At 48.9% G+C, this 22,793-nt stretch carries 36 protein-coding genes and 2 tRNA genes; 4 read left to right on the top strand and 34 right to left on the bottom strand.

Annotation, left to right across the window (positions count from 1 at the left end):
* Nucleotides 1–35 precede the first annotated feature (35 nt).
* Nucleotides 36–314: a hypothetical protein gene (locus tag L0Y31_RS01630; RefSeq protein ID WP_234735326.1), complete on the top strand. Its 279-nt coding sequence runs from the start codon at nucleotides 36–38 to the stop codon at nucleotides 312–314.
* A 207-nt stretch (nucleotides 315–521) separates the two neighbouring features.
* Here L0Y31_RS01630 and L0Y31_RS01625 read toward each other — a convergent pair whose 3' ends face one another.
* From L0Y31_RS01625 to L0Y31_RS01555, 16 genes are all read right to left on the bottom strand, one after another.
* Nucleotides 522–1,307, bottom strand: coding sequence for a hypothetical protein (locus tag L0Y31_RS01625; protein ID WP_234735325.1), 786 nt, complete (start codon nucleotides 1,305–1,307; stop codon nucleotides 522–524).
* Nucleotides 1,288–2,061, bottom strand: a complete 774-nt coding sequence (locus tag L0Y31_RS01620; protein ID WP_234735324.1) for a hypothetical protein — start codon at nucleotides 2,059–2,061, stop codon at nucleotides 1,288–1,290. Before L0Y31_RS01620 ends, L0Y31_RS01625 begins: the two co-directional genes overlap by 20 nt.
* The gene (locus L0Y31_RS01615; RefSeq protein ID WP_234735323.1) at nucleotides 2,054–2,605 is read right to left on the bottom strand and encodes a hypothetical protein; all 552 of its coding nucleotides are present in this window, start codon (nucleotides 2,603–2,605) and stop codon (nucleotides 2,054–2,056) included. Before L0Y31_RS01615 ends, L0Y31_RS01620 begins: the two co-directional genes overlap by 8 nt.
* Complete coding sequence (locus L0Y31_RS01610) at nucleotides 2,602–3,036, bottom strand: hypothetical protein (RefSeq protein ID WP_234735322.1); 435 nt, start codon at nucleotides 3,034–3,036, stop codon at nucleotides 2,602–2,604. Before L0Y31_RS01610 ends, L0Y31_RS01615 begins: the two co-directional genes overlap by 4 nt.
* 152 nt (nucleotides 3,037–3,188) lie before the next feature.
* Nucleotides 3,189–4,238 carry a hypothetical protein gene (locus L0Y31_RS01605; protein ID WP_234735321.1) on the bottom strand — a complete coding sequence of 350 codons (1,050 nt, stop codon included), beginning with the start codon at nucleotides 4,236–4,238 and terminating at the stop codon, nucleotides 3,189–3,191.
* A 2-nt stretch (nucleotides 4,239–4,240) separates the two neighbouring features.
* Complete coding sequence (locus L0Y31_RS01600; protein WP_234735320.1) at nucleotides 4,241–4,534, bottom strand: hypothetical protein; 294 nt, start codon at nucleotides 4,532–4,534, stop codon at nucleotides 4,241–4,243.
* A gap of 66 nt (nucleotides 4,535–4,600) precedes the next feature.
* Nucleotides 4,601–4,828 carry an Acb2/Tad1 domain-containing protein gene (locus tag L0Y31_RS21085; RefSeq protein WP_455432034.1) on the bottom strand — a complete coding sequence of 76 codons (228 nt, stop codon included), beginning with the start codon at nucleotides 4,826–4,828 and terminating at the stop codon, nucleotides 4,601–4,603.
* A gap of 30 nt (nucleotides 4,829–4,858) precedes the next feature.
* Nucleotides 4,859–4,932, bottom strand: a tRNA-Trp gene (locus tag L0Y31_RS01595).
* Between the two features lie 72 nt (nucleotides 4,933–5,004).
* Nucleotides 5,005–5,358: a hypothetical protein gene (locus L0Y31_RS01590; protein WP_234735319.1), complete on the bottom strand. Its 354-nt coding sequence runs from the start codon at nucleotides 5,356–5,358 to the stop codon at nucleotides 5,005–5,007.
* A gap of 92 nt (nucleotides 5,359–5,450) precedes the next feature.
* Nucleotides 5,451–6,479, bottom strand: a complete 1,029-nt coding sequence (locus L0Y31_RS01585) for a hypothetical protein (protein ID WP_234735318.1) — start codon at nucleotides 6,477–6,479, stop codon at nucleotides 5,451–5,453.
* A gap of 71 nt (nucleotides 6,480–6,550) precedes the next feature.
* On the bottom strand, nucleotides 6,551–7,432 hold the full coding sequence (locus L0Y31_RS01580) for a hypothetical protein (RefSeq protein WP_234735317.1): 882 nt from the start codon (nucleotides 7,430–7,432) through the stop codon (nucleotides 6,551–6,553).
* A gap of 45 nt (nucleotides 7,433–7,477) precedes the next feature.
* A complete protein-coding gene (locus L0Y31_RS01575; RefSeq protein ID WP_234735316.1) occupies nucleotides 7,478–8,095 on the bottom strand; it encodes a hypothetical protein in 618 nt (205 codons plus the stop codon).
* Complete coding sequence (locus L0Y31_RS01570; RefSeq protein WP_234735315.1) at nucleotides 8,049–9,887, bottom strand: hypothetical protein; 1,839 nt, start codon at nucleotides 9,885–9,887, stop codon at nucleotides 8,049–8,051. The genes L0Y31_RS01575 and L0Y31_RS01570 overlap by 47 nt, the downstream gene beginning before the upstream one ends.
* 128 nt (nucleotides 9,888–10,015) lie before the next feature.
* Nucleotides 10,016–10,657: a hypothetical protein gene (locus L0Y31_RS01565; protein WP_234735314.1), complete on the bottom strand. Its 642-nt coding sequence runs from the start codon at nucleotides 10,655–10,657 to the stop codon at nucleotides 10,016–10,018.
* A 191-nt stretch (nucleotides 10,658–10,848) separates the two neighbouring features.
* Nucleotides 10,849–12,267, bottom strand: a complete 1,419-nt coding sequence (locus L0Y31_RS01560; protein WP_234735313.1) for a terminase large subunit — start codon at nucleotides 12,265–12,267, stop codon at nucleotides 10,849–10,851.
* Nucleotides 12,248–12,808, bottom strand: a complete 561-nt coding sequence (locus L0Y31_RS01555; RefSeq protein WP_234735312.1) for a DNA-packaging protein — start codon at nucleotides 12,806–12,808, stop codon at nucleotides 12,248–12,250. Before L0Y31_RS01555 ends, L0Y31_RS01560 begins: the two co-directional genes overlap by 20 nt.
* Before the next feature lie 87 nt (nucleotides 12,809–12,895).
* Between L0Y31_RS01555 and L0Y31_RS01550 the strand changes: the two genes are divergently transcribed.
* The 3 genes from L0Y31_RS01550 to L0Y31_RS01540 are packed head-to-tail and all read left to right on the top strand — an operon-like array spanning nucleotide 12,896 to nucleotide 14,561.
* Nucleotides 12,896–13,369, top strand: coding sequence for a hypothetical protein (locus tag L0Y31_RS01550; RefSeq protein ID WP_234735311.1), 474 nt, complete (start codon nucleotides 12,896–12,898; stop codon nucleotides 13,367–13,369).
* Nucleotides 13,366–14,277, top strand: coding sequence for a hypothetical protein (locus L0Y31_RS01545; protein ID WP_234735310.1), 912 nt, complete (start codon nucleotides 13,366–13,368; stop codon nucleotides 14,275–14,277). The genes L0Y31_RS01550 and L0Y31_RS01545 overlap by 4 nt, the downstream gene beginning before the upstream one ends.
* Before the next feature lie 50 nt (nucleotides 14,278–14,327).
* A complete protein-coding gene (locus L0Y31_RS01540; RefSeq protein ID WP_234735309.1) occupies nucleotides 14,328–14,561 on the top strand; it encodes a hypothetical protein in 234 nt (77 codons plus the stop codon).
* A gap of 20 nt (nucleotides 14,562–14,581) precedes the next feature.
* Here L0Y31_RS01540 and L0Y31_RS01535 read toward each other — a convergent pair whose 3' ends face one another.
* The 18 genes from L0Y31_RS01535 to L0Y31_RS01450 form a co-directional block, all read right to left on the bottom strand.
* On the bottom strand, nucleotides 14,582–14,821 hold the full coding sequence (locus L0Y31_RS01535; RefSeq protein WP_234735308.1) for a hypothetical protein: 240 nt from the start codon (nucleotides 14,819–14,821) through the stop codon (nucleotides 14,582–14,584).
* Between the two features lie 64 nt (nucleotides 14,822–14,885).
* Nucleotides 14,886–15,266: a hypothetical protein gene (locus tag L0Y31_RS01530; RefSeq protein WP_234735307.1), complete on the bottom strand. Its 381-nt coding sequence runs from the start codon at nucleotides 15,264–15,266 to the stop codon at nucleotides 14,886–14,888.
* Between the two features lie 147 nt (nucleotides 15,267–15,413).
* Nucleotides 15,414–15,596: a hypothetical protein gene (locus tag L0Y31_RS01525; RefSeq protein WP_234735306.1), complete on the bottom strand. Its 183-nt coding sequence runs from the start codon at nucleotides 15,594–15,596 to the stop codon at nucleotides 15,414–15,416.
* A gap of 29 nt (nucleotides 15,597–15,625) precedes the next feature.
* Nucleotides 15,626–15,811, bottom strand: coding sequence for a hypothetical protein (locus L0Y31_RS01520; RefSeq protein ID WP_234735305.1), 186 nt, complete (start codon nucleotides 15,809–15,811; stop codon nucleotides 15,626–15,628).
* A gap of 767 nt (nucleotides 15,812–16,578) precedes the next feature.
* Nucleotides 16,579–16,725, bottom strand: a complete 147-nt coding sequence (locus L0Y31_RS01515) for a hypothetical protein (RefSeq protein WP_234735304.1) — start codon at nucleotides 16,723–16,725, stop codon at nucleotides 16,579–16,581.
* 12 nt (nucleotides 16,726–16,737) lie between these two features.
* Nucleotides 16,738–16,941: a hypothetical protein gene (locus L0Y31_RS01510; protein WP_234735303.1), complete on the bottom strand. Its 204-nt coding sequence runs from the start codon at nucleotides 16,939–16,941 to the stop codon at nucleotides 16,738–16,740.
* Between the two features lie 470 nt (nucleotides 16,942–17,411).
* Nucleotides 17,412–17,966, bottom strand: a complete 555-nt coding sequence (locus L0Y31_RS01505; RefSeq protein ID WP_234735302.1) for a hypothetical protein — start codon at nucleotides 17,964–17,966, stop codon at nucleotides 17,412–17,414.
* Between the two features lie 201 nt (nucleotides 17,967–18,167).
* Nucleotides 18,168–18,539, bottom strand: coding sequence for a hypothetical protein (locus L0Y31_RS01500; RefSeq protein ID WP_234735301.1), 372 nt, complete (start codon nucleotides 18,537–18,539; stop codon nucleotides 18,168–18,170).
* Between the two features lie 13 nt (nucleotides 18,540–18,552).
* Entirely contained in the window at nucleotides 18,553–18,960 is a 408-nt protein-coding gene (locus tag L0Y31_RS01495) for a hypothetical protein (RefSeq protein WP_234735300.1), read from the bottom strand.
* Nucleotides 18,866–19,231, bottom strand: a complete 366-nt coding sequence (locus L0Y31_RS01490) for a hypothetical protein (RefSeq protein ID WP_234735299.1) — start codon at nucleotides 19,229–19,231, stop codon at nucleotides 18,866–18,868. Before L0Y31_RS01490 ends, L0Y31_RS01495 begins: the two co-directional genes overlap by 95 nt.
* Nucleotides 19,228–19,518 carry a hypothetical protein gene (locus L0Y31_RS01485; protein WP_234735298.1) on the bottom strand — a complete coding sequence of 97 codons (291 nt, stop codon included), beginning with the start codon at nucleotides 19,516–19,518 and terminating at the stop codon, nucleotides 19,228–19,230. Before L0Y31_RS01485 ends, L0Y31_RS01490 begins: the two co-directional genes overlap by 4 nt.
* Nucleotides 19,518–20,138, bottom strand: a complete 621-nt coding sequence (locus L0Y31_RS01480; protein WP_234735297.1) for a hypothetical protein — start codon at nucleotides 20,136–20,138, stop codon at nucleotides 19,518–19,520. Before L0Y31_RS01480 ends, L0Y31_RS01485 begins: the two co-directional genes overlap by 1 nt.
* Nucleotides 20,135–20,398 (bottom strand): hypothetical protein, encoded by a 264-nt coding sequence (locus L0Y31_RS01475; RefSeq protein WP_234735296.1) that lies wholly within the window; start codon nucleotides 20,396–20,398, stop codon nucleotides 20,135–20,137. Before L0Y31_RS01475 ends, L0Y31_RS01480 begins: the two co-directional genes overlap by 4 nt.
* Nucleotides 20,399–20,430: 32 nt before the next feature.
* Complete coding sequence (locus L0Y31_RS01470; RefSeq protein WP_234735295.1) at nucleotides 20,431–20,634, bottom strand: hypothetical protein; 204 nt, start codon at nucleotides 20,632–20,634, stop codon at nucleotides 20,431–20,433.
* A 2-nt stretch (nucleotides 20,635–20,636) separates the two neighbouring features.
* On the bottom strand, nucleotides 20,637–20,915 hold the full coding sequence (locus tag L0Y31_RS01465; RefSeq protein ID WP_234735294.1) for a hypothetical protein: 279 nt from the start codon (nucleotides 20,913–20,915) through the stop codon (nucleotides 20,637–20,639).
* A gap of 1 nt (nucleotide 20,916) precedes the next feature.
* Complete coding sequence (locus L0Y31_RS01460; RefSeq protein ID WP_234735293.1) at nucleotides 20,917–21,117, bottom strand: hypothetical protein; 201 nt, start codon at nucleotides 21,115–21,117, stop codon at nucleotides 20,917–20,919.
* Nucleotides 21,118–21,239: 122 nt separating this feature from the next.
* The gene (locus tag L0Y31_RS01455; protein ID WP_234735292.1) at nucleotides 21,240–22,484 is read right to left on the bottom strand and encodes a site-specific integrase; all 1,245 of its coding nucleotides are present in this window, start codon (nucleotides 22,482–22,484) and stop codon (nucleotides 21,240–21,242) included.
* A 206-nt stretch (nucleotides 22,485–22,690) separates the two neighbouring features.
* Nucleotides 22,691–22,767 (bottom strand) — tRNA-Asp (locus L0Y31_RS01450).
* Nucleotides 22,768–22,793 lie beyond the last annotated feature (26 nt).

Below are 22,793 nucleotides of genomic sequence, written 5' to 3'. Positions count from 1 at the left end.
TAAATTAGGCCCAAAAAGTAAACATCAACCATAACATGATCAAATTGGATACAAAATCAATTGAGTATTTACTTTCTGACTTATTAATAGGTAAAAAAATACGGTGCTTCAAGCAGGATATTGACCCCAATTCGGATATTTATACAAATAATTTTGTATCGGGTGATTATAGCTCTGAACAAATTTGCAAAATCGAACAACTTCGCATCAAACATGGCAAGCAACCCCAAATGCTATTAGTATTGAATAATGGTGGCAAAATGGGTATAATGAGTGTTTCGCTGAATACGAAGCTTGTATTTATTGAGGAATAGAAATCTTTTAGTTTCCCCACCATAATGAAAAGAGAATCATTAAGTTTTACCTTCGCCCTATCTCCTTCCTTTTTACAAGCCTTAGATGATTTAAAAAAGGCTGAGCGACAAATCGGAGAAATTAGTACAGACGCCATTGGGGACTTTGCCCGCGCATGCGCTAAAACCCACAACAACCCGATCAAGTTACCCCAACTTCCCGAGTATCTACGCTCGGTGTAACGTGCTATACGATTCATCCCTTACCGTAAACTCCCCGGTCGACAGCTCGTCCGCTTCGGTCATGTTGGCTTTATAACCCCCGTCATAACTGTATTTCCGACCGTTCAGCAATAGCGTATCGTGTTCCAGTAGCGATGCCATTGCCCGGTGCGCCCAACGGGAATATTCCGGCGTAATGAATGTGGTAACCAGATTGGGTTCTGAGTAATAATGGCGACGCTTGCCCGTACTAGCCTCGGTATATACCTCTTTATCGTGCGCAGGTTCTTCACCCCGGTTGGCCAGGCGGATTCTGATCTGCTGGTAGAAATCATCCGGCAAATAGGCGTAGCGGATGTTCTGTAACCGCCGCGAATTGCGAAACTTGGCCAGCACCGTGAATTGCTGAGCCTGTTCAGGACTACATACCCAAAGCCACTGGGTCAACTTGTTACCCAGCTTCAACCGGCAAAGTCCCTGCTTGGCACCCCCCGGTGTTACAAAGGAGCCGTAGAGATGCGATCCGCCCGGAAATTCAGCCAGATACAAAGCTGTTTCAAGCAGCGTAGGCGTTCCCTTTTCGTCATAGATAATAATCCCTACGCCATCATTGTATTGAATAGGGGTATTATCCACTGTATTGATGTAGATATGCGTCCGTTCCCCCGGTAACAGCCACACAACAGGGCTTAGTACTTCCGGCTCCCGCACGAACGGACGGGGAATCTCCCAGGCAAAAGGGTCTTCGGCTTCGTCAAACCACATCAAAAAATTAGCGTCGTTTAGGGGCATCTTTTGTCAAGGCTTTTTTGTGGGCTTCGTATTTTTCTTCCTGCGTTTCCAGCCAGGTATATAACTCAAACACCGTCAGGCGGGCCGGGTCCGGGCACCCGCATTCGGTGAGCGATACGCACAGCTTGGCGTAGTTTTTTTCCAGTTCGACAATCACGCTGTCTTCCCCGTCAAAGCTCAGGATGGGGCGGGCTTCCAGCATTTGACGGAGCAGGCTTTTGTACTTCTGCTTATTCTCATCCGTCGGCTCCTGATACCATGTGAGCTTGGCCAGTAAGTATTGGCGGTACCGCTCGGCTTCGTTCAGCGTTTTGCCCTGTTTGTTTCGACTCTTAAAATACCGCCTGACCTCGCCGGAAATCTTCTGATTGACCCGGCTCATCATATCTCCGATGTATTCGTCCGTCAAGCCCTTACCCAGTAGCTCCGTGATGTGTTCATCCAGTTCTGATTCCGACATCCGGCGATTCCACTTCACGTAGGTTGCCCAGGCCAACCGGTCAGGGCGAAAATTCGCTTCGATCAGTCCCTCGGACAGCCGGATATTGATTTCCAGTTGCGCGGCCTGGGGCTTGCTGCCCAGTTCCCGGAGCAGACCTAGCTGCGCTTTTTGCTGGTCAAGCATCTCCTTAGTGTATGCCAGTTCCGAAGCCAGGACATCGTATTGTTTCGCTTTCTGGTATACAGACGAAGGTAATTCTTTGATCGAATCATAGAGATTGAACGTTAGGCCGTGGACGGAGTATTTAAGCATTTTTGTGGGGTTCGATGTAAAACAGGGTTATTTCTACGCGGAAACAAGCAAAAGGATACAGGTCGTATTTGCGTTCAGCATCAACCAGTTCAAAAGGTCGCCAAACCTCGGTAAACCGGCCATCTAGCCAGCTTTCAATCCGAATGACACAAGGTTCTTCTTTCAGGGCTTTGTACAGGTCAATCTTGCAGCGCTCTAACTGCATGGCTGTCTGTTGCAGGTTAATCCAGCCCAGCAAGTGAATCTTGCGCTCCGAGCGTATGGCGTGGCGTTTGGAGTGGTTCAGCCGGTAGAAATCCGCTTTTTCCCCTTCGGACGGAATGGGATAAAAAGCGAGTAAACTATCGAACTTATCACTGGGCCGGGCATCTTCGTACTCCGATCCCTGCAAATGAGCGCGGGGAATCAACGTCGGGCGGTCTTTGCCCACGATGGACCGCTCAGCTTCCCAGACCCGCCCCAGTATCTTGCCTTTCCAGGGCAATCTGTTCAACTGGCAGATCACGCGGTTAATCGCTTCGTCTAAGTGCGCCGGTTCGTTCATTTGAGCTGATTCTTGATGATTTTCTGAAAGGTGGGCTTAACCCATTGACCCACGGTGTTGGTGTTGGCAGGCGTAAGTCCGAAAATGTTTTCGCTGTATTTCTCGACCAGTTCGCCCGTTTTTGAATCAGATGACGTGACCTCCGTTTGCTTCTGGGTCGTCTTGGTCCGCATCTTGTTGTAAAAGCTACTCGTGTCTTTCAGCGTTACCCGGTCAGTCGGTTGCCCTTTCTCTTCCTTGATTTGCTTGGTAAAGTGGGAATAAAACGGCTCAATGGGGCTACCCGTTGATTCGACACCAGAATACATCTGATCCTGCTGCACATCAATGATGTCCTGCCTGTGCTGACGCATCGCTTCAGCCAGTGCCCGCTCAGGGTTGAGTTGTTCCAGCGGGCGGGCAAACACCTTGGCTAAGGCGACTTTTTTCATCTACTTGACATTTATATCGACATGCACATATAGCCACTTAAAAACTTCCCAGATGCCGATACCAACACCCATCAACAGAAGCCCAATAATCAATAAAAGCCAGCCGCAACCTTTGCCCCAATCATTCCCAAATCCAGTTCCCATTTCTTTAGTTAGATATGTCCGACTTCAATCTGTTCGACGTAGCTCTCCGATAGCTGCGGGTTCACCTGCTTGGATAGCCCCAGTACCATTTTATCAATGGCTGCCTGCACTTCAGCCACTACCGTATGCTTGTTGTCTTTGTCATACAGCGAGAAAATGGCCCCTGTCATCGCTTCGTCGGCTTGTCCAGAATGACGCTCCGAAAAAGCGATCGCGTTCAACAAGGTGTGTTTGAGCTGAGCAGCGTAGGCGGGCATGAGCAGTGCCGGATCCTGAATCAGTCTTGCACTGGCATCGCCCCGCACTTCCATGACCACATTCAGCCCGAAGTTGGCATCCAATCGCTTTTCGGCCAATCCAAACGCATTGATAACAAGGCCCGACACCTTGACGTAGTTGCATAGGCCGGTCGTGCAATTGCCACACCCGGCACCCGCTTTGGGCCAACCGCCCAACGTGTTCAGAATGCCCGCTGTCCCCAGATCGTCTTCCAAATACACCAGCGAATACGCCGTATCTGGGGATAAAGAGGGCCAGTTAACGTTTGTCCAGACGCCCGATGTAAGTTCCATCGTGGCTATGGCTTCCGACGAACCTTCTTCCACCAGGTAGACCGTTAGGGTAGCCGGCAATGATGTTGTTAGACGAATCCGTTTGATCGTTGCCGAAACGTCCTGCTGGCTTAGCTCCAGAAGTAGCCCCAATCGCCGCATGGACGACCGACCAATCGGAGACGGGTTGGCTATCTCAGTAAGCAGGGGTTTAGCTCCGACCCGGATCGACTGCCAACCCTCAGACGCAAACCGACCTTCCACCGCCGTAAGTACCGCAGAAATGGCATCATTGCGCTTTTGGGCCAACCAGTCCGTGGCTTCGATCTGGTTTGAAAACGGTTTGGCGGTGTTGAGCAGCCGGGGCGTGGAAAGCAGCTCGTGCAATCCATCTACGTACTGGCCCGTTGTTGTTCCCTTCAATTCTTCCGGGAACGGGGCTAGATTCGGGTTTTCGCGGAACCCGATTAAGGGCAATAGTAAGGCGGTGAGTGCGGCGCGGTTCATACTCACTTCTGATTAATCAGTACATCCAAAAAGTTCTTTGCGGCCTTGTTGGCGATCTCATGCAGCTTTTTAGGCTCAATGGCTACGTTTTGGCGAGCCGCTTCATCCTGAAACGGCATAGCGATATTGGATTGCCACGCGAAATACAAGTCAGGATCTTTTTTCAAAGCATCGGTCAGCACATTCACCGCATCAGTTAATTTATTGTTGCTCTCAGGCTTCAATCCGATTAACTTCTGGGCAACTTCTTTTGAATTATCAGTAGCCTTAGGCGCTGCTTTTGATTTAGCATTCATAACTAATGTGTTTTTGATGAGTGAGATGGTTTAGGTTAATTAAGCCCGGCTGACCGGGCTTAATTCTTAGATTGTAGCCGCTTTTACGGCCCACATTGCTGCTTCCTCAATGGCAGTTAAAGCCAGAGACTTTAAACGCAGAAATTCACCAGGATTCTGAGTGCATTTTTCTGGCACTGGCAACTCATTGATCTTGTTAATTAGGGCTGCTGAGTCCTGTTTGATAGTTGAAACAGTATCATTCTGGGATGGGTTGAACGATGTCCGTACGCGTGATTCGCCAAGGCTTGACATAAAATTGGAGGTTTGATTGGAGTGAAAATTTGGCAAACGGGGCAGGAATCGAACCTGCATCAACGGTTTTGGAGACCGACATTCTACCACTGAACTACCCGCCTGTATGTAAAATCCCGGCTACCGAAAATCAGCAACCGGGCACCTATCCTAAACCCTATCAATCTCAACCCCAGCTAGAAAGGCGTCGCCTTCAAGCTAAGTATCTTTAAACTGTCCGATGCATTCGTTGCGGCGTTGGAAACCCCCACGATTCGGAAGTTGCGCACCGGCGCTTTGAACAGCACCGCCCCTGAACCCTGCTCGACAAACGTGGCCTGCCCGCCGCCAAACCCCCGCGTATGGACGCGCACGGTGCCTTTGCGGAAGACAATCGCAATCTTGTTGGTGGAATCCTGCAATTCGACTGCATTCGTCGTATAGATCACCTTATTCGCTGTTGGCAGTGTCTGGCTTTGAGCCTTGGATTCGGTGGATGCCGCAACAATGGCCAGAGCGAACGCGAATAGTAAAAACAGTAGCTTTTTCATGTTGATAAATCTGGTAACAACAGTTGATTTAAGTAGGCGGGCGTGAGTCGTTGGACCCGCCGCCCGCACTTGATTACTTAGTGCCGTAAGGCTTAGATGTCGCTGGCGTTGTACTTCACGATTGGCGATTTTCCAGCCTCCGAGCTAAAGGAGTGGATAGCAGCCAAGTCCACGAAGAAACCCCATGCCTGCGTGTAGGCCCGCTCTAACCCGCTACGAATAGCCGATTTGTCCTGCGGACCACCTAGCATCATGTAGCCCATTGGTAAATTGAAGTTGTAGCCCGAGAGCGAGGCAAACTCCATTTCCATTGTGCCATAGCCCAGCTGATTCGACGCTTCAGGCGGGTTGCGAGCATCCCATTCAACCCAAGGCACAATTGCCAGTGAGCCGACCGGCGTAGCGAAATACACCTCTTTGTTGCCCGCCCCCGGCGTCAGGTTGTGCGAGTAGGTGAACTCGTAGCCAGCCAGCAATTTTTCCAGGTTACGGGCGTTCTGGGCACCGTAAGTAGACATATTGGTGAAGTTGGCCAGCGATTCCACGTTAGTCATCATCTGGTACGGGCCGCGCAGCATCAGCTTACGCATCACCGCAGGAAGATTCACGAAGATGTCTTTTGTGGTTGTCTCGTAAGCACCCGCACTGACATTCATCAGGCTTGATGCCGGTAGTGCCGAATATTTGCTAAGCTCCGTAACACCAGCCAGCCACTCATCCACTTCAATCAGCATGTCTCGAATACCCTGTTCGATCTGGTTGGCCAAATCTTCCGTGGCCGAAAAGTCGTTATCCGCATTCACGGCACGGGTTAAACCCACCTCGAAACCGAACGTTTTAAAGTTCAGTGGCACACGGGCCGATTCTGAGTTGCCCCCCGTTAGCGTCGGACTGCGTTCTTCCAGAATCTCCGTCTGTTTACGTTTCAGTACGGAGATTTCCAGCGGACGGGATGCCGATGCGCGGGCGGCGGCCATGGCAGTCGTAGGGACAACCATGTCTTTGTATTTGTCGTACGCTTCCACCAATCCTAGATCAGGACGGCGGGTTTCGAATTTCATAAAGTTCTGCGTAGCCTTGAAAATGGCTTTTTGCAGGACGGTAGCGGCTAAGCCTGCCATAGTGGTAACTTAATTAGCGTGAAACCATGATTGCAGTCCGGAGCTTCACGTTTTACTTTGGTGCGGGTCGATTACTTGATCGGAATACCCGCAGCGGCCATCGCCTTCTTGTAGGCTTCCTGCCAAGCCATTGACCCGGCTGCCAGCTTCTCTTCTGCGAGCTTATCAATGATCTCGTCTTCGGTCGCCCCTTTATAGTCAGGGCTTTCCGAGTGATTTGCATCGTCTGCGGAACCCGTGCCGTTCTGTTGACGACCTTTCGGGGCCAGCATATGGCTGTGGTTTTTCTCGAAGATTTGGGCCGCTGTCAGTGGCGTACCATTGTCGGCCAGCACGTTGCCTTCTGAGTCTTTAAAAACAACAGCACCGTCTTTCATTTCTTCGGGGGTGTATAGTCCGCCGAACAGCGCTTTAGCAGCGGCTTTCTGGTCTTTGAGAAAGGCGGCTTTGGCTTTTTCGTCTTTGGCTAAGTGTGCAGGTACCGGGAAATTCAGGCTGTCAATAGCCGACGTTACCGAACTGTTCACTTTGGCCCCAAAAACAGCTTTGTCTTTTTCTTCTAAGCTTGTTTTAAGCTTATTGACTTCCTGAGTGAGTTGGTCAATCTGTTGATTCTTTACCTGACCGTCAGGGCCATCGCTATCTGAGGCTATCAGCTTCTTGGTTTTGAAAGTCTGATCGGCCCAGGCCAAAACATTAGGGCCATCTGGCTTTTTGCCCAATACGGGCTGCAAGACAGTTTCCCATTTCTCATGCATGGCTTTGGTCGTGTCATTGATCAGCTTTTGCCGGTCAGCGGCAAAGTCTGTTTCACTAGCGACAATCATCTTTTTGGTTCCAGTCAGATAGGTCGTAAAATCCGGCTCGAATGTCTCAAAAAGCTGTCCCTGTAACTCGGGATTTGAAGCAATGGCCTGCTTCACGGCATCAACGGTAATGGCTACGTCACTCATGGGTAATGGTTGCAGTTATGGAGGTTAGCGAATGGTTACAGACCATTAGTCAGCAATCGAGTCGGTTTGGCCCGGCTCATGCAGTACTTCGTATTTGACTTTCAGTTTGTCGAACGTGCCGCCCTTTTCGGAATGGCGCACGAACTCTTCTTTCGAATAGATCGCGAACTCGTTCAGATCATCGGCCGGTACTTCTACGCTACGGTCCCGGAGCTTTTCCATGCGGGTCTGGCGAACAATAACCCCATCCAACTGGCCCTCGGTTGTGATCGGAAACTGCTTTTTCTTGTCGCCTTTCAAAAACACGGGATATTTACGGGTAGGCGTATTGGTCGCCGTAGTGACCCCTGCATTAATCGGGTTATTTTCCGGTTTCGAAGACGTTTCTTCGGCGGCTTTCTTGGTCAAAAGGGCGCTCTGGTCGGCGTTGGTCTGCTCCAGATCAGCGTTCTTCGACTTTAACTCGTCGCGCTCTTTGTTAGATTCTTCCAGTTGCTTCCGCAGGGTTTCCAATTCCGAATCCTTATTGTCGTCCTTCTTCTCGGAATCCTTTTGGTTCGGATCACTGGTCGGCAAATGACTGGTTTGCCCTTCGGTCTTCTTATCGTCGGTCGGGTTAAGCCCCGGCGTTTGCAGTGGCTGGTTTTCTTGCTGCTTTCCCATTTTTGTTGGAATTAAAAGGTTGATCTACGGGATCCGGCACCGGCCAGGAATCCATCGTTTCTTTGACGTATTTGAGCAGTTCGGTACGGATAAACGTAATGCGGGCGGCCATGCTTTTACCCAGGGCAACCTGCTCAATGGGTAAGTACTCCCGTTCAAACCGGGCGATGTAGCTGGAAAATCCGGCTTTCAACTCGTGATCCGGCGTGCCCTGCTGCACCTTCGAGAGGGCAACATCGGGGTAGGGCTCCAACTGCGAAAGAATGTCCAGCCTGAGCCGACGCCGTTCGGAAGCCCCCGCAATCAGGCTCGTGAGTTTGGCCCGCTTTTCACCCAGAATGTACATGGGCATCCCCTTGTTCTGGGCATCTAGGTAGGCCAGTTCCGCTTCGGCTACGCTCACCAAGTGAAACTCATCCCCGTAGTTGACCGTCGAACCCAGGTACTGATCCCCGTAGCGAAGCCCGGCTAAAGCGTCGAACAACTCCGCATTGACGCGTTCCATGTTGGTAGCCCACCATTTCACCACGTCTTTCCGGCTTTCGATTCGCGCCGCTACCTGATCGGCATTGACCGGCTGGGCGGTCTGGTCTACATTGCCCCGGTCGCCCGTCAACGCAAAATGCAGGCTTTCTTCCTGCGTCTTGATCTTTTCGGCTACGTAGTCCAGTATTTCCCGAGACCCTTCCACAAACCCAATCGGGTCTTTCAGGTCGGGCTGGTCTTTGCTGGTGGGCATCGGCACCTTGAACGTCGTACCGGGACCAATGGGCTTTCTCTTGGAGCAGGACGGACAAGCCCGGCTAGTTGACCCCTTGGCCGTTATCCCGTCGGAGTAGTAATGGATTATCCGAACAACGCCTTCCTCGCAGCGTTCGCCCTGGTTGCTGACGTAATCGCACTTGGTTTTGTACTGGCGAATGATCTTCCAGGCGGCGTAGGTATCGCTGTGTTCCCGGAATCCCCGCGTAGCAATGAACTCATCGAAGGAACCCATAAGCCCGTGAATCGGCGACTCGCGCCGCAAAGGACTGTTGGGGTCTAAGACTTCGTGCCACACAAAACCCGCCGGACACCGGCCCAGGTTGTGCAGGATGTCCAGATGCACCGTGTAGGCTTCCGAGTTTATGGGCTGGTGAATCAACCGGTAAGACTGGTCATCAACCCCAACCCACCGCTTGGTGGTCTCTTTACCATCGGCATCAACCAGTGATGAAATCGAGTAGATGACGCAGGCCACGCCGCCGAACTTATCGGCTTCAATGTCCTTGATAGCGCCAAATTCCCGAATCAGAATCGCTGGTTCGGGGTAATCTGATTTTTGTACCTGGGGTAAATCCACCACCCAAACCGCGTTGGCCGCCTGCAACGCCTGGGTGAATATTCGCTTGCGCAGCGTGTCTTCAAAGCGTATCTGGGCCAGAAACCCCTGCCAGTCTTCGCTCAGGGCTTCATCGGTGAAGTCGGTTTCAATGAGCCGGTCTTCCGCTGTAAAGCATTTGGAATACCCATCGGCGGAATCCGACACCATGCGGGACGACGTGAGCGGCCAGGTCATCAGGGATTCAAAACGCTGGGTCTTGAAATTCTCGTTCTCGGGCCGGTCCAACTCATCCAACACCCCGCCGATGTACTTGATAAACTTGGCGTAGTAAGGCCCCGCCTCGCCTTTATTGCCTGCCAGCTTGGAATGAAAACGCTGCCTATCGTTGTCTTCAGCTCCCTTTTGAAGAGCGTCCGCGTTGACGGGCTGTTTTATTCGCTGGATTATCTGCTGGGCTGTCAGGCTCATTGGTGGTGGTGTCGGGTAACTTGTAATCGACAAAGCCAGTGCGTTCTTGAAGTTTCAAAAGCTTAATGGCCTGTTTGGGTGGAAACTTTACCGGCTTCCCGTTCGAAAGCCGGATCAATACCGTTTTTTTAGGCGGGGGCATTTTCCAGGTTCGACGGGGCAAATCCCGCTGCGGCCTCGAAAAGGCCAATGTCGCTGGCCCATCCACCCGGCAGGTCAAAGCTGATATTGACATCAAACGAAGCCCCCAGTTTGCCACCCAGCGGCGGATCAGTAACCACGATGTTGTAGGCTGGAATCGCTTTTCCCGTAGACAGTGCCGTAATGGCCGTGCCTTCGTGGAAGAAGATCAGACCCAGTCGCGTTCCTTGCTGGAAATTCCCCGACAACGAAATGAATTTCTTCATGGCCTTGTATTCCAGATGCGAGATGCCGGAAATCATGCCGGTGCCCGTCACGGAGTTCAAGGCCCGAACCCGGCGAACGCCGTTCCAGGTCGTGGAATCGCCACCCCCTTCAGCGATTACTTCGCTGGCTGGAATAGTGAAATTGTCGATGTATTTGGTGATGTAGACACCCAGCGGATCGGCGGTCAAGGCGGTCTGCCAACCGTTCGAGGTAATGATGGTAGCACCCGTGAACGGGTTAATAGACAGAAGAACTATCGCCATCTTAATGACATTACCCGGAACTACGTCGTAGCCGGGATCATCGGGCGGAGCAGGCATACCGGCAATCTGGTCCGATATGGCGTAAAGACGTTCTGACATGAGAAAACGAAAGCGTTTTTGGTGAACGCCGCTCTGGGGAAGTAATGCAGTGCAGTCTTAGATGCCCCGCTCCAGCTGAACGGGCGGTAGTTCAAGCGTGGGGTTGGGGTTTCCTCCAGAACTGCATTGCAATAATACACTAATTCAAAGTTGATTCAAATAACAGTCAAAATTATTTGAATTGATAAAAATTAGTAAACCTCAATTTCTCCGAAGGAATCTTGTTTGAATAAAGTGTAAACTGCGTAACGGGCGGCGTCCAGAGCGTGATCGTGACCTTCGACGGGGATATTAGTGGGCTTATTTCCGACCATTACCCACTGGTATCGCTTTGATTCTTTAGCAATGTGAGAGCTTGCGGCGGTATACCAGACCTGATACTCGTTCATTTTGTTGATGCCCGCATTAAGTGAACCTGGCCCCTTAATGGCAGGCAATACCGTGAATCCGAGTTGCTGAAGTTCAGCGATGGTTTTGGGCTCTTCGCTGTCAGCAATGATGAGATCATAAGGCTTGATACCGATAGCCTTCATTAGTTCGGCCAACTTTGAGGTAGTCAGGCCGGTTTGGTAAATTAGTTCTTCCAAATAACAGGCTTTGCGATCAACACCAACGCGAACCAAAGCGGTCGGATCATTAGTGAATCCAAAGTCAAGGCCGTACACAACACGGTTGCAGTATTTGGGGAAAGCTTCGCATTGCAGCCAGTTCGGATAAACCAAAGCGTCAAGTGACGGTTTAGGGTCTTGCTGGTAAAGCGCGTTAAAGGTGACTGGGCTATCTTTTTTGATCTTTTCGATCTTCTCCTGTGAATGACGTTCGGGCCAAAGGGCAACACCGACGGGGCGGGGATCAAAGTCGTTCTGATCTTCGGTTCTTAGGGCAGGGAAGGAGACAACCCGCCAACCGGTCGGATTATATTCGCTATAGATGCCATCGCGAACGAGCAAGCGCCCCGATAAATCATCATCGTGCCAACGCGTCTGAATCAGCACCTGAACGGATTCGTTATGCAGGCGGGTTTCGAATACGTCGGTGTAGAAATCCCAAGTGTTTTCGCGGATTGTAAGCGATTGGGCGTCTTGCCGGTCTTTTACAGGATCATCAATGATACCCATATCTACCGTTTTTGAAGTCAGCGCACCTTCAACCCCAACAGAGTAACCGTACCCATCAGCACCGACAATCTCAAATTCCAGGTTATTTTTAGTATATCCATCCCGCCCGTCGGATAGCCTCGTTTTTGGAAACAGGTTGCGATAGGCACTGATTTCCATCCGGCGTTTAATATCCCGGTTAAACTTTGAAGCGATACCGGCGGCGTAAGAAACAATAGCTATTTTCTCATTGGGGTTTTTGCCGAGCACCCAGGCTGGAAACGAACGGGTAGACAGTTCTGATTTGCCATGCTGGGGCGGGACGAAGATCATCAGTTTTCGCGTCTTGCGCTCATAGACCTTCTGCAACTCATCAGCAATAACCCGATGAAACCAGCGCATGTCGTAACCAGGCCGAACTACGGGAACAAAGTTTCGGAAGTTACGACGGGCATAGGCTCGTTCAGCCAGTTTCGATTCGGCTATCTGTATTTCACTGAGTGGGCTTACCACGGGCGATAATGATTTCTAATTCTTCGTCGGTTAAATCGTCGTAGTTTACTTTCCTACTGTGTTCAATCGGACCTCCATCTTTACCAGAGTGTTCGAGTTGAGTCTTGTCATTCCATCCGAAGTTTTTTAAAGCAAAAATGGCACCTGTTGCCGAGTCTCCAAGAAGGTGATCTTCATAGTAGTTTTCAATCGCTAGTCTCGCCCTTTTTATAGTGTAAGAAAACTCTTCAATGTTGCCGTAATCATAAAAAGACTGCCTTGAATCAAAGCCTAAAAACAAAGCCAAATTTGTTATATTCGGCTGCTCGGGTAGCCTGTCCCAAACTACAATATCGTAGTCTTCAATAATGGGCTGTTTAGTCTCCTTATCGATTTTGGTTCTCGTTCTAGTTTCAGTGTGGGACTCCCCCTTGCACCACTCAAAAAACTCTATAATCTTTTCAGTCAAAACTGTCGCATCAGCATATATCGGAGGCCTCCCCCCACTATTTCCTACAGCAAACTTATTTCCCGTCGGCGCGGCCATAATTCTGTCATTCAAAATTTATACAATTATAATCAATAAAGTTTGATTAAATTTGAATCAATAATTCCTCCCGGCTGCAATGTACTTATCTACTTAGCAGCTATGACCACATTCGCTTTTTACCGCGCCGCCGATGGCGTGTGTGTTCTTCGGAACGGGAAAAGGTTCTACGCCTTCAATACCCGGCTCAATATCTCTTTCACCGACGATGGTTTTTACCTGGGCGTAAACATGAGCGCTCCCCGCAGCAACTCCGTGGGCATTATGTACAATACCATTGAGTCCATCAATGGGGTGCCGGTCAATATCATTGCCCCAAACCTGAAAAACGATACGGATCGGGAAAACCTCAAAGCAGCCATTGAGCAGCTATTCAGCATGATTGGAACCCAGATGGAAAAGATGGGTAGCGGCGATGCCGGCGTCGTGGTGCCGGTCGATAGTGACACTGAGCGCGATTCAGCAGCCAGCGGTTCCACGCCGAAGCTGATTTTTAACCAGATCACGGGCGACCTGTACCGCTACAAACCCGGCACTCCCTTAGAAATCGCACTCTTCTTCAAACAGACCGCATGAAAAAGCTACTCATCCTTTCGCTATCCCTGCTTAGTCTGGCCGGTAGTGCCCAGACGCTGGAGCAGCACATAAAAGCCCAGTCCGGCAAAGCCCTGTATTCCAAGCAGGCTTCGGACTCTGTTAGAGCCGTTACGCTTCAGACCAACAATCAACAGGCGATACTAGCCATTCAAGGGGGGATATTATCTAGTCATACGAGTCAGATTAATAGCCTGAGTGCGACAGTATCCAGCAATACGGCAGGAATAAACAGCCTTATTGGCCTGGTGAATCAACACACGGCTAGTCTGTCTGGGCTTGCTCAGGTTGCCCGGTCGGGTTCGTATAATGATCTGAGTGATAAGCCCACTATCCCCGTCATACCGGCTTTGGCTTCCGTGGCCCTCACGGGTAACTACGGAGATTTGACGGGAAAGCCCAGCTTTGCCCCCGTGGCGTTTTCGGGTTTCTACGGCGATCTGATCGGCAAGCCAACCATTGCTGCATTGCCCAATCTGGCCATAGTCGCTACTTCCGGGGCGTACGGAGACTTAACGGGCAAACCCGTACTACTTCAGATCGGCACCACGGCAACCACCGCCGCAGCGGGCGATCATACCCACGCGGGACTACTCACGGCTCAGGAGCGTACCAGGCTGGCCAGTAGCTTAACCCTGTATAATGGCACCGGCAATGTGGCCATGGGGCTACTGGCACTCGGCGGTACGGCATCGTATGATATTGCGGTGCCTGGGATCGTGGCATCAAAGCCAAGCATGGTGTCAATTGAGCTGCCCAGTTCGCTATTAGGATCGCTGGCCTATTTCTACGGGAAGGTTGAGCAGGATGGATACGTCAGGTTGTATCTGAAGGCGGGTCTGGCACTGGCCGGGGGCACCAGGGCGTTTGGGGTCACGGTGATCCAATGAAAAAATTCACTCGACACGTATGTCGAGTGAATTTGCTTTATCTTCGCCCCATGTCACAACCCATCGTTAAAATTCCCAAAGAAAAGGCCCAGTTCGTTGGCAAGTCCGGTGCTTTTTACATCATCAACCCAGTCTATTCACTCCATTACACGAAATATAAATCCATTGAGGGCTATAATGACCGGTCTGGCCTGATTGGATTTGTTGACGCAAAAGAGGCTCTAGCGGATTTCGCTCAGGAGGCGGAAATTGACCTGAGTACGCTTCAGGCGACGGTCAAATAAACGGATGAAAAAGATGTCTTTTATAGTCCTAGCACGGACTCAAAGCGTTCATTAGCTTCATCCGCTTCCCGGATCATCTGCTCAATACGATCCTTATGCGTGCGAATGATTTTGTTAATCACAGCTGAGCGTTTTTTGCCTAATGTATCAATGTACTCTATCAGATCCGTATCGAGGGTAACAGGTATGGAGATTTTTGTTTTCCCTTCTTTCCTGCCAGCGCCCTGGCGTTTCCCGCCGTGGGTTTTCTCTTTTTCCATATCTTTGGGCGTGTTTTGAAAGCCCCCTGGTCCTAGTGCAAGTAGGTCAGGGGGCTTGTTGTTGTTAGGCGGTGTAAGCTTTTTCTGGATCGGGATTGCCTTTCGCTACTTGGATACTTGCGTACTCAAACATTCTTTCAAGTACCAAACTTAAGGCTGTTTCGCCAGCACCAGAAAAAACGTATTCTAATTCGCTACGTAGTACAGGGCCAAGGATTTCGAATTTACTAATCTCATCATCGGTCAGTTTAAGACGGTTCTGGATAATTTCACCATATTTAGCCAGTAGATCATTAAGCCAATCTGATTGGTACATATCGAACTTATGTTCCCAATCCAACCGTACAGTACGGTTTTGAGTCATCATGCCGCCGTCAGCTTTATGAACGTAAGATTTAACTTCTGGCAGGTTTAAAGAGACGAAAGAAGCGATTGCAGTTTGCATTTTTTTTGTGTTTTGAGTTGCGCCGATCTCCCTGATCGACATTACAAAGATAAGCCCCTTTTTGATAAAAACAATATTTTTATCAAGATTAATTCTTGTATTGATTTAACGGTAAAAGCCCTACTGGTGGGTAGGGCTTGGTGTCAATTATTCGGACGTCGAATCCATATCCTTTCTTACCAACGATTCGATATATTCAGCCTGGTTGGGCTGTAGTCTGATCTGGTTTACCACGTCTGGCGCTAGCCACCAGCTAGCCTGTTCTTTTTTGCCAGATGCGTCTTTTGGTTTTCGTCCGCCGCCCGGCTTTCTCTTTTTTTTCTCTTCCATAACAAAAAAAGAGGGCTTTTGCCCCCAGGTTAAACGACTTCTGGATAAGCGTCTTCAAGCCGCCAACGAATCGTTCCACGAACCTTCTGTCCGCCCACCAGAAACTCGACTGGCGACTCGTGGTCGGGGAAGCATACCATGATCAGGTCGTACAGCGCATCCTGCTCCCAATCAGTGCTGCACACCGCGAAAGCTATTTCGCCAGCGGAGCGCATGGCCTCCTTTGCCGAGAAGCCTTTTGCGACCCGAGCAGCGTACTCGCTTGCCCAGATAAAAAATCCGAGATGGTACTGGCGCTCTGCGTTGGCGCGGGTCAGGAAGAAAGGACGAGTTACCATCCGGGTACGGGAGTTCCACCCTGTGCTGATTACCCTCAGTCGGGGGTCGCCGCGACGTTGCGGCTTTAGTTTATCCTTTCTTCTCTACAAAGTAAGTGATTGTATTTTATTTACGCAAGCGAAAATAAGAATTTATTTTTTAGCAATAAAAAAAGCCCTACTGGTGGGTAGGGCTTGGTGTCAATTATTGGGACATTATTGGACTTGATTTTTGAGTTGTTTGTCTTGGTTGACGGTCTTTCTAAGGCGAGACTCCCCTGCGACTATAGGATACCCGTACGGTCGCTTATTTTCATCTCTTAGCCCTGAAACCAGATAGTTTTGCTCCCCACTTCGATCTTGGCTTCTTATGGCCTGTATGGTGCCATATTCGCCATCAATGTGTTGAACTTTCTCACCTACTTTAAATTTTGTTTCCATAGCGGAGGTTATTGGACTAGTGAATATCAGGATATGGGTATGCTTTGTTGAGTCGTTGCACATCACCGCATTTGTCACATTCATGCGAGTATTGAGGTGGATTACTCATTAGGACTGGTTTATTCCTTTGTAGAACCATTTCTCCTTCTCCGCATTTGTCACACACGTAGGTCACCATAAACATCTTAGCTTCTCTCTTAATTTCTGCCATTTTATTCGGACGATTATTGAGTGAGTAGTTCTTGAACTTTGTCGTAAGCTCGCTTAACTGGAACCAGTCGTTCGGGGCAATAGACTTCATCCACGCCTATCCATTCCCCCAGTGCTTCTTCCAAGTCGGAGGCTATATTTTCTAAGGTTTCGTTTTCCATTTTTTCGGACAGTTATTGGACTATATTCCAGCGTTCTGGATTTTTAACAATGCTTGTTATTATACCTATTTCACTATAAAAAATAGTGCCCGGTCCTGATGGCGTAACTCCCTGTAATTTTCCGTAATATATTTTTGGCTCTATTGGCACATTTTGTCCCTCTAGGATAATTTTTTTACCTTCTTCAAGGGCTGCGAAAATTTCAGATGTTTTCATTTTGCCGACGCTATTTGAATGTTTTTTCTAATTCAGAGACAGGATAATACAGCCCATCATTTAACAGAATGCCTTGCGGTTCTACGGCAACGACAAGGCCAATGTGACGGTCTAGTACGGGCCAAAGTTTGCCCCATAGCCAAACTCTTCTTATTGTCTTGGTAACTACATTGTCTCCGGGCTTGAGTGTTTCCATCCCGAGGTTATTTGATTAAATACCAAGATGTGTGATCAAGTGTCGATTGCATGTCTAGGTAGCCATTTCCCTCTGTAAACACTCGCGGAAATCGAACCCTTCCATCTTCGCCGATTGCCTCTGTCTCCGTAACCGATTGAATAGTGATTATCCAATCTGACCAGCTACCCTCCGAAAAAAGCCTATCACCTACTTCTAATTTTTTAGTTGCCATACCGAGGTTTAGTTTATTACTTTTTAGTTTAGCCCCGTAAACGTTTACGGGGCTAATTCCCTATTGTATACGACGCCAGTACACTTTTTTAATGGCATTGCCATCCTGATACGTCCACACCATTAGGGTGTCGTTTTCGTAGTAATCCAGCATATAGCTGCGAGTTTCAAAGTTGAAGCTCTGCCCTAGAATCCGCGTCATTCTGAATAATCCGTTTTCTACTAGATACATAATCTGCTGACCACCATACGGATATGTTTCGTAATATATCCAGTGACTCAATGCAGTATTACTATGCGTAGATATATACGTAGGGCAGTTGCCATTTACCAGGTGCGCTGTCTGGTAGTCGTCAAAGTGCAAATGAACATTGCCCGTTAAACAGCTACTGTACTGAGCCTCGAAATCATCCTTATTCACGGGCTGGTTTCCGTACAAATTGAGGAAGTCCACGTTTATTTCGTAGTCCTCAAATTTCCAGATCGTGCCCGTTGCGATGCGGGCATTGGCCCTGCTTTTTGTAGCTTTCTGAGCTGGTTTACTTTGCGGAATAACAGTCGATTCTGTACAGGCAAAAGCGAAAGTAAGGATAAGGAGTGCTACTAGTTTTTTCATTGTGTTGCGAAAGTTTAAAGGTTTGGTTGATTAAGTTTACTTGGTTGTTATGTGAGCTATTTCCCGCGTATACGCTTTGATATAAGCGGCGAATAAGGCTTCAAAGTCTGGTTTCATGGCTACTTGACTGGAAAAAGGAATATGATCGTATGTGATTGACATATTGCCACTTACTACGTGATCGAGTAAGCGGCAATGAGCTTAGTCCGCGTTTTTCCGGTCAGGCCAGTTCTTCATCTTGATCGCGTGATTGAAGGCATCAATCAGCTTATCATCGGGACAGGTTTCGAAGTTCTTAGCAATCCAGTGTAGGATCACTTTAGGGCTGGAAGCATCCTGCGCCCGCAAAACGAAGATTGGTTCGTTTTCGGCGGCATTTTCAATGCAAGAATCGTTGTTCTTGGTTCCGGGAGCATCTTTTTGAAAATCCATTGGCGTATTGATTAGAGGTTGATTGAAAGCGATTGGATCGCCCGTCGGTAGCGGCTGGCTAATCTGGTGTTCCGGCGCGAGCTGAGCCGCAGCGATGTTTGACAGTAGCAGTAGGACGAAAAGGGGTGTGAAATGTCTCATTGTGGTAAGGGGGTTACAGAGATTCTTTGATACTTTTTTCAATCTGGGGAATCAGATTGTTGTAGAAATAGGACTCCCGTTGAATAAAGGCGAAGAGTGCCTTTTTGACGGTGTTCGTGGTTATCTTCTGGGAATGGAAAGAGTAGCAGTACGCAACTAATTCGTCGTCTATGTAGCGGCTATTCCATTTGTTCTCATGCACACTCGCCTTTCCAAGCACCGTGTCGTACTTGGCGTAGGGGTCTTTTTTGCGTTTAAGTGTACAGAAACGACCACCTATTTCGTATACCAATTCCTTTTCACTAGACGCAACTACCGGAACGCGCTCATGCTGACACGTTATCTTTTTGGTTGCTTTGTTTATCGTTATCCGAACATGGTTCATCAGAGCGCCGTGTTCCTTTAAAAGCTTGCTTTTCATCGGTTTGAAGTTCTGTCAGATAGGTTATCTTGGTTTCGTTCTGGTTATGCTCATCGGTCAATAGCTCCCGAAGACACATCCGCGCTTCTAGCTCCGAATCAAACACCCGCCTAAGACTCATTTCATCAATGGTGACAGTTCTGGCATCCTGATTCTCGAAGCGGAATAGTTTGGGTTTCAAGTGCGACCGTCCCACGTAGCCGACTGGGGTAATGTGCAGCCCGTCTACGTAGAAATAGGTGGTTCCGGGCTGCAAGGCTTCGGGGGTCATTCCAGGCTCACGGAATCGGCCCTGACATAAAACGGCTTATCCCGAAGGTTAGAAGCTACCAGATAAGCTTTGATGTCCACCGTATTGAACAGGTGCCGCCCTTCTTCTTCAAGGGGTCGGGACAGGTTCCCGTTTTGAAGCTGGCGAACTCCGATGATGATCCCCGTACCGGGTTTTGGCCGGGGCACCCATGCCCGTAAAGGTGGACTGACGTAGTCGGGTGCCGGAATCGTTACGCGGGTTAAAACCTCTTTGAAGGTTATTTTTTGTCCGAATTTTGGTTTCATCACGCCGCCTGTTTAGCACTGATCTGATTGAACCGTTCCGTTGCCGCCTCTTTAAAGTCCCGGCTATTGAGTACATGCTCCGGGAACTTGGCTTTGGCATCTTTCAACTGCTCCACCGTTTCGCACTTCTTGATGGCCAGCACTGCCTTGCTGATTTCCAGCTTGACCCGGGCTTCTTCCAGTTTCAATGCTTGGTCATGCTGGCCCTTGAAGACATCAATGCCGATACCGATGTAGGAGCAGATTTTAGTGATCCCATCGGTCGTCGCTCCTTTGGCCGCATCCCCCATGTCATCATTCGATGCCCCGGCGATGCACTCGTAATAAATGCCGTATTCGGGTACCTCAATCGTCGTCTTGGCAACCGCAAAGTATTCGGTTCGCTCTTTCCCGTTGGAAGTGGTGTAGGTGCGGGTCGTGAACAGCGCCCCATCCCCGGCCGTGGCGAGTAAATGCGTTTTCAGTGCCCAGCTACCGATGCCGAAAACATCGTTCAGCCGCTCGGTGACATAGATCGCTTTAATGGTAGACATCCCCTGTTTAGTCGGGTGGGGCTTGACCGCTTCGGCGGGGAGTGGCTTTTTGATGAGCAGTTGCTGCTCGGCGGATAGTTCTTTCATTGTGGATTTGATTCTGTAAGAGTTGAACGCTTTACTCGATATATATTAAAGCCATCATCCCATCCTTGCGGGATCATCCGAAAAATGTAATCTTCATCGGTTTTCATCAGGCGGTAGGTTCCCGGCACTTCGGCCCCGCCCATTGTCACGGTCAGACCTTCTTGTTCGATGGTCGTCAGCTTTTCGGGATCGAACTCACGCTCCATGAAGGTTTGATCAAATTCGATGGCTGCGCATTCAGTAAGTTCAATTGGTTTCATGCTATGGATTTGATTTTGAATAGTAGGTATGCTTAGGACGCGATGGAGGCTTGTAGTAATCCAATCAGGGCCAGCACTTCATGCCGGGACAAGTCGGCCTTGACTTCGTCGCCGGCCTTCGTGTCTCCTTCGCTGCCCAGCGTTAGCCGAGTCTTGCCGATCTGTTCCAGCCGTTCGACGCCAATGATGATGCGGTCTTCCAGGCTGTCTTCGTAGTTGACGATTTGCGTTTTCATGGCTATTGCTTTGATTGAATAAGTTGCTTAATATCCGCAGGCCAGTCTTTCGGAGCGACCCAGCGCATGTCTTCCAGATCAACTTTGTTGTGATGCACCCACCGGATCGGGTCGGGTAGTTGCACAAACCTTTTCCAGTCACCACCCGTGTTCAGATAATACAGCACTCCCGTTACAGACACATACAGGTAATCGCCATCCTTCGTGTCAAATAGCGCCGGCAACTGAACTGGGATCGGATCGCTACCAATCGGGTAATAGTGGTAGCTTTCGAATTTCATCTTACCGCCAGTTGTTGTTGACTCCCTTGTTACGTGCCGCCTTGAACTCCTTCACAAACACCCGCACCGTGGCCAGCAGGTAAGACACCAGAAACACTTCTTCGGGACGGGTCAGGACTGAATCACTCAGGCAGGCTCCCAGAAGGAGCAGGAACGCCAGAGTGCAGAAAAAGGATAGGTAGAATTTTTCGAGTAAGTGCATGTTGGTAGCAGTTGTAAGTGATTTGATGATTCAAAAGTAATTAACTTCAAACTAAAATCAAACTATATACAAGTAATTATGAAAATAAAATGCCAAAAAAAGCGGGATTGCTCCCGCAAGTGCTACCAGTTGATGGCGTGTTCAATTCTATTTTCGTCAATCTCCGCGTAATCGGAAATATGCCTTGGAGATTTCAGGCCCATCATCACCGCTACCGTGTCTTTATCAATATGCCAGACATTAAGACACATATAGGCAAAAGTCTTCCGGGCAATCTTCGTACTAAGCCCAATCTTAAGGCCTGCTGCGGACTCCAATAACTTTAACCAGTCATTATTGTCATTCTTATTGACCTTAGGCAAATAATCAACGCCGCCATATTTATCAATAATATCTAGGGCAACAGGGTGTATTTTCTGTTTTGCCATTATACCCGTTTTGCCGCGTTGCTTGTAAATCCAAGGCGACCCGTTGCGTATTTTGATATTATTGCCGGATAAGCCATTTCTGTCAACGTAATGAAAGCCTGTATAGCAACAGAAAATGAATAGATCTCTGACAATTATAACCTTTTCAGCCAATTGCTGATCAGCGAAACAAGATTCAATATCTAATTTGTAAAGCAGATCAACTTCGTCGGGATTGAAATGACGTAAATCTTTTACCTCTTTGCGACTGTAGACAAATTTTGAAATTTGATCCTGTCGAACAAGTCCACGACCTACAGTCTTTTCAATAGCCTCCTTTATAAATATAATATGCCTTGCTACGTGATTCTGACTCATTAAGCCTCCTTTGCCATTGGGTTGACACCGCAACCAGTCACAAAAAAGCAAAGCTTTCTCTACATTGAAATCAGAAGCTAAGAACTTGGGGCGTTTTATAGACTGGACCCAGTTAACAAAGTTTTTTCGCCTGGCTCGGTAAGTATCTCCGGTCGATTCATCTTTAATGTCTTTTTGCTTGTGCTTTATAAGCCAGTCTATAGCTTCAATGAGTTGCAGGTCCGGCCTAGCCGAATCCCCAAGAGCTTCTGTAATGTTATCTAGCGTTAACGGCAGGTTACTACTTGCTAAATTCCGGTAAGCCTTTGTAATCAATGCAGGCATTAATTCATACCCAGCCATAACCAACAAATCCCGCACAACTTCGACATCTGACTCAATCTGACGTAGCTCAGTGTTTCGTCTTTTGGCCCAATCCGTTTTCTCCACGAATCGGCGCAAATTTCCACCCCAAAGTTTCCGATCAATTTGAATACCGGTCGAGTAAACCGATTCTATTTGGCCAGGAATAACAACTGATAGCTTGATAGTGCCGTACTGTTTATCCTTTTTGGACCGAGCAAAGTAGTACAGCAATTCCATTGGTTTTTTAGCATGACAGTAAAATTTAGGTTTAAACCTAGAAGTGTGTCATATGAAGATTATAACAAACAATTGTATTATCGGTCATTTGTGTTGGTATGACCTACGTGAAGCAGACGGGTGACCTAGATTAAGGCTTTTACAGAATGGCCTAAAAAAGAAAAACCCGCTGTGTTTTACCAGCGGGAAAGGCCTCTTTGATGTGTTGGCGGTCCGGACGGGACTCGAACCCGCGACCCCATGCGTGACAGGCATGTATTCTAACCAACTGAACTACCGGACCTTATTTTTGACTTCATTTTGCGTTTC

The sequence above is a fragment of the Tellurirhabdus bombi genome, assembly GCF_021484805.1.
Lineage (GTDB): Bacteria > Bacteroidota > Bacteroidia > Cytophagales > Spirosomataceae > Tellurirhabdus > Tellurirhabdus bombi.
The sequence above is the reverse complement of the archived record's forward strand: the minus strand, read 5'-3'. Positions and strand labels throughout refer to the sequence as shown.